Raw genomic sequence first — 3,321 nt, 5'->3', positions numbered from 1 at the left:
GTTGTTGTTCAGGATCACCGGCAGCACCTCGCCGCCGTTGCGCGCCTGCACGGCCAGGCTGCTCATCCAGGCACCGCTGCGCTTGGCCGGCCGGGCGAAGTCGTCGCGGATGAACAGGCCCACGGCACTCCCCTGCGCGTCCTGCACCTCGTAGGCGCGCACGTCGGGGTGGTACAGCGCGAGATCGGTGCGCGGCGCGAAGCGCAGGCCGAACAGGCGCTGCGCGCAGTCGAAGGCGGCCTGCACCATGGCGTCGAGCGCGAAGTAGGGCTTGAGCTCTGCGTCGTCGAGCGCGAAGTCGCGCTGGCGCACCTTCTCGGCCCAGTAGCGCCAGTCCCACGCCTCGATCGCGCCCGCCTCGCCGGCGGTGCGCTGCACGGCTTCGAGGCTGGCGCGTTCGCGCTCCAGCGATGACTTGGCGCGCTCGAAGACGTCGTCCAGCAGCCGGTCCACCGCCGCCGGCGTGCGCGCCATGCGGTCCACGAGGGCGTAATCGGCGTAGCTCGCGTAGCCATGCAACTGCGCCTGCTCCTGCCGCAGCTGCAGGATGCGGCCGATCAACGGCCGGTTGTCGTGCTCGCCCGCCTGCATGCCGCGGCCCACCCACGCGCGCCAGGCCTGCTCGCGCAGGTCGCGCCGCTCGGAGAAGGTGAGGAAGGGCACGATGGAGGAGCGGCCCAGCGTGATGGCGTGGACGTCGCCCAGGCCGCGCTGCTGCGCCGCCTTGCGCGCGGCGGAGCGCACGAATTCCGGCAGGCCGGCGAGCTCCGCCTCCTCGCGCAGCACCAGCGCCCAGGCCGATTCGTCGTGCAGCACGTTCTGCGCGAACACGGTCTGCAGCGAAGCCAGTTCCTGCACGATTTCGGCGTAGCGCTGCTGCGCTTCGGGCGGCAGCCGCGCGCCGGCGCGCACGAAGTTCAGGTGGGTGCGTTCCAGCAGCCTCAGCGGTTCGGGCGCGAGCCCGAGGCGGCTGCGCTGCTCGTGCAGCGCGTCGATGCGCGCGAACAACGGCCGGTTCATGGAGATCGCGCTGTGGTGCGCGGCCAGCACGGGCGCCATCCGGCGCTGCACTTCCTGCAGCGCGGGCGAGGTTTCCGAGGCACACAGGTTGTAGAACACCATGGCGATGCGGGACAGCCGCCGGCCTGCGCGGTCGAAGGCGGCGAGCGTGTTCTCGAAGTCGGGCGCCTGCGGGTCCTGCGCGATGGCGTCGATCTCGGCCCGATGCTCCTGCAGGGCCTGGGCGAAGGCCGGCTCGAAGTGGGAAGGCTCGATCAGCGCGAACGGCGCCAGGCCGTACGGCGCGGTCCAGGGGGAGAGCAGGGGATTCGGGGCGGGATCGGAGGGCATCGGCCCATTCTAGGAACGCGCCAACGTCCGTGCAGGGACGGGCGCATTCGGCACGCAGGCTGGCGGTGAGCGCGCGACCGAGCGCCACGCGTGGCGCGTAGTCCGAGGCGACAGCCTCGGCCAGCGCCGAACCCCAGCAACCCGGCGCCTGCTAGCGCACCAACGCCCCCACCGCCGGCGCGATCAAGCCCACGCCCGTGACCACCAGCAATCCGCACACCACCTTCAGCACCGTCTCGCGCCGCCACCCCGGCGGGCGGCGGCGCATCCACCAGGTGATGCCCATGACCAGCGGCAGCGCCGCGGCCGACAGCCCCACGGCGCGCAGGCTGAACTGCCCCGTGGGCACCACCATGGCCAGGCGCAGCAGGGACCCGAACGACAGGCAGGCGACCAGCGTGTCCCGCAGTGATCCCAGGTCCCAGGGCTGGCGATAGAAGTGGTACACGAGCGGCGGCCCCGAAGCGGAGAACAGCCCCCCGAGCAGCCCCGAGAGGAAGCCGTAGCCGCCGAAGGACGCCCTCGACGAGGGCCGTTCGACCGGCCTGGTCCGCACCAGCACGATCACGGCGCAGGCGATCACCACCACCCCGAGCAGCAAGCGCAACACCAGTACGACGTTTACGCTGAGCCACGCCAGCAGCGCCACGCCGGCGGCGACGCCGAACACGCTGCCGGTCACCGTGTCGCGCCACACGCCCCATTGCAGCGACTTGCGGGTGCCGCGCAGCTGGAGCGCGGCATTGGCCAGCGACAGAACGGTCGCCACATTGGCGACGTCGGGCAGCGGCGCGAGCTCGAACAGCCCCGTCAGCCCCAGCAGGATGAGGGCCAGCGCGAAGCCGGTGATGTTCTGCAGCGACGAGGCCAGCGCGACGCAGGCCAGGAAGGCCACGAACTGCCAGGCCGTCATGCCTTGGCGTCGACTTTCTTCAGGATGTGGCGCCAGTGCGCCGGCTCCACCGGCGTGATCGAGAGTCGGTTGCCCTTCTTCAGCACGACGAGGTCCTGCAATGCGGGATCGGCCCGCAGTTCGGGCAGCGTGAGGTTGCGCGTCTTGCGCAGCACCTGCACGTCCACCAGCATCCAGCGCGGCGCCTCCGGCTTGGAGGCCGGGTCGTAATAGGGCGACTTGGGGTCGAACTGGGTCGGATCCGGGTAGGGCGTGGAGGCGACCCGCGCGATGCCGACGATGCCCGGCTCGGCGCAGCTGGAGTGGTAGAACAGCACGCCGTCGCCGATGCGCATCTGGTCGCGCATGAAATTGCGCGCCTGGTAGTTGCGCACGCCCGTCCAAGGGACGGTGGCATGCGGCGCCGCGAGCGCGTCGTCGACCGAGACCTCGTCGGGTTCGGATTTCATCAGCCAGTAGTTCGTGGTCATGCCGTGTGCCCCCACCCCGACCCTCCCCCAGCGGGGGAGGGAGAAGAGCGCAGCGCGGCGCGCCCGGCGAAGCCGGCGGGGCCGCCGGGCCGGGTTTCCAGCCGCACGCCCTCGTTCCACTTGGCCATGCGCTCCGAGCGCGCGAACGATCCCACCTTGAGCTGGCCGGCGTTCCAGCCCGTGGCCAGGTGGACGATGGCCACGTCCTCGGTCTCGCCGGAACGGGCCGAGACGATGGTGCCGTAGCCGAGGGCGCGGGCCGCCTCCAGCGCGGCGCGGGTCTCGGTCACCGTGCCGGCCTGGTTGGGCTTGACCAGCACGCAGTTGCAGGCCCCGGCCGCCGCGGCGGCACGCACGCGTTCGGCGCTGGTCACGAGGTAGTCGTCGCCGACCACCTGCACGCGCCCGCCCACCGCACGCGTGAAGGCCACGAGCCCGGCCTCGTCGTCCTCCGCCAGCGGATCCTCGATCGAGACGATCGGATAGCGCTCGATCCAGCGCAGCAGCCGCTCGGCCAAGCCATCGGAATCGAGCTCCTCGCCCTCCAGCGCGAGCCGGTAGCGCCCGCCCTGGCCGAACTCGGATGCC

The 3,321-nt window shown here is 71.7% G+C and carries 4 protein-coding genes; all 4 read right to left on the bottom strand.

Annotated features, from left to right (window positions below):
* Positions 1 to 1,350: M3 family metallopeptidase (locus VFM98_RS24655; RefSeq protein ID WP_325112534.1), on the bottom strand; the 1,350-nt coding region annotated here is incomplete at its 3' end.
* Positions 1,351 to 1,501: 151 nt separating this feature from the next.
* A complete protein-coding gene (locus tag VFM98_RS24650; RefSeq protein ID WP_325112533.1) occupies positions 1,502 to 2,263 on the bottom strand; it encodes a TSUP family transporter in 762 nt (253 codons plus the stop codon).
* Complete coding sequence (locus tag VFM98_RS24645; protein WP_325112532.1) at positions 2,260 to 2,733, bottom strand: EVE domain-containing protein; 474 nt, start codon at positions 2,731 to 2,733, stop codon at positions 2,260 to 2,262. The genes VFM98_RS24650 and VFM98_RS24645 overlap by 4 nt, the downstream gene beginning before the upstream one ends.
* A partial coding sequence (locus VFM98_RS24640; RefSeq protein WP_325112531.1) for an enolase C-terminal domain-like protein occupies positions 2,730 to 3,321 on the bottom strand: 592 nt, incomplete at its 5' end. The genes VFM98_RS24640 and VFM98_RS24645, both read right to left, overlap by 4 nt.

Origin of the sequence: Ramlibacter sp., assembly GCF_035706265.1 — a bacterium.
Classification (GTDB): domain Bacteria; phylum Pseudomonadota; class Gammaproteobacteria; order Burkholderiales; family Burkholderiaceae_C; genus Ramlibacter.
This window is presented reverse-complemented; position numbering and strand designations above follow the sequence as displayed.